Here is a 1987-nt window from a genome sequence, read left to right on the forward strand (position 1 = left end):
GCTTCGGTGCTGGACCAGCACCTGGTCCTGACTGATGAGGGGTGCCGGTGGGTGATGGCCGACGGCCGGGCGGTGGACTTCCCCCGTGAGGGTGCGGGTTGGGCCCGCGCCGTCGGGGAGAACTACTGGCTCACCCGCCACCCGGTCGCGGAACCGTGGTTGGCGGAGCTGACCTCGGTCCCCGCAGGTGTTACCGAGGTGCTGGTCGTGGCTGATAACCAGGGCCGTTGGTGGGCTTACACCACTGCCGGGGTGTGGCTCGGGACCGGGGCAGGGCCCGGCCGGACCATCTCCGCCCACCGTGGTGCTCCCTTAGGGACCGTATCCGATGCTGCGGCGTCCGATGTTGGAGATCCCGCCGGCGTGGGTGCCAGCGCAGACGCCGCCGCTGAAGCGGTCGATGGTGGTGTGCCGGGTGTGGTGTGCCGGTTGGTGCATGTGCGGGGCCGGTTTGTGGAGATCGACTACGTCGACGGTGTTGTCGGGGTGGTTCGTTCATCGGATGGGCGCCGGGTTGAGTACGGGTACGACGCCGAGGGCCGTTTGGTCACGGTCGGCACGGAGACCGGCACCCGTAGGTATGGGTGGAACGAGCAGGGCTTGATCGCCTCGGTGGTTTCTGCTGCGGGTGTGGTGGAGGCCGAGAACACGTATGACGAGGCCGGCCGGGTCATCATGCAGGTCACTCAGCATGGGCGGCGGACGCGGTTCGCGTATTTGCCGGGCCGGGTCACGGTGGTCTCTGATGAGGACGGGTCCCGGTCGAATTCCTGGGTCGCTGATTCGAAGGGCCGCCTGGTGGGGGTGCTGGATGCCGAGGACCGGCGCCAGTCCATGTCTTATGACGGGCACTCGAATCTGGTGTCTTTGACCGAGCGTGACGGCGCGGTCACGGTCCATGGTTACGACACCCGGGGCCGGAAGATCCGGACCGTGACCCCGGAAGGCGCTGACCTGACCTACGGGTGGGACGGGCAGGACCGTATCACCACCCTGGTGACCGCTTCCGGTGCCACCGTGACCTATGAGTACGCCGATGAGCTGTCCCGGGACCCGTCCGTGGTCGTTGACCCGCTGGGTGGCCGGACCGAGCTGGTGTGGCGGGACGGGCTCCTGACCCAGGTCACTGACCCGGTCGGGGTCAGGATTGGTTTTGAGTACGACGAGTTCGGGGACGTGACCGGAACGTCCAACGCCGCCGGAGATGTGGCGAGGATTGTGCGGGACCGGGCGGGCCGTCCGGTGACGGCGGTGAGCCCCTCGGGGGCTGAGACCCGGTTCGGTTATGACGAGGCCGGGGTGTTGGTGCGTCGGGTGGACCCGGACGGGGCGGTGTGGGCGTTCGAGCACGACACCGCGGGCCGGACCACCGCGGTGCTCGCCCCGGATGGGGGCCGGACGGTGTTCGAGTACGCCCCCAACGGGGAACTGTTCCGCACCACCGACCCGCTCGGACGGGTCGTGGAGCGGGTGGTTGATGAGCTGGGGAACCTCACGGCTGCGGTGTTGCCGGACGGGGCGTCGTGGGGCTTCACCCATGACAACCTCTCCCGGCTCGTCTCGGTGACGGACCCTGCCGGGCATGATTGGGTGCGGGAGTACGACACGGTCGGTGCCCTGACTGCCGTCGTGGATCCGACCGGGGTCCGGACCGGGGCGGTCAGCGACCGGGCGGCCGGAACGGCGTCCCTGACCGACGCCTTCGCGTCGTCGACGTTGAGTTTTGATGAGTACGGCCGGCCCACGAAAATCGAGTCCGTGGACGGGTCCGCGGAACTCATCACGTATGACGGTGCGGGCAATCCTGTCGAGTTGGTCGATGGTGAGGGCGGGTTGACGGTCCTGGGCCGTGACGCTGCGGGGAAGATCACCTCGATCACCTCCCCGACGGGGGCGGTGACCCGGTTCGAGTACGACCACTGCGGCCGCCCGTGGAAGAGCATTGACCCGGTCGGGGCGGTCACGGAACTGTCCTACGACGTCGACC

General features: G+C 68.4%; 1 pseudogene. It reads left to right on the forward strand.

Features of this window, described 5'->3' with window-relative positions:
* Positions 1-1987 (forward strand): annotated as a pseudogene (locus HP499_RS23720) (RHS repeat protein); the annotation flags it as partial.

The organism is Paenarthrobacter sp. CM16 (genome assembly GCF_013179505.1).
GTDB lineage: Bacteria > Actinomycetota > Actinomycetes > Actinomycetales > Micrococcaceae > Arthrobacter.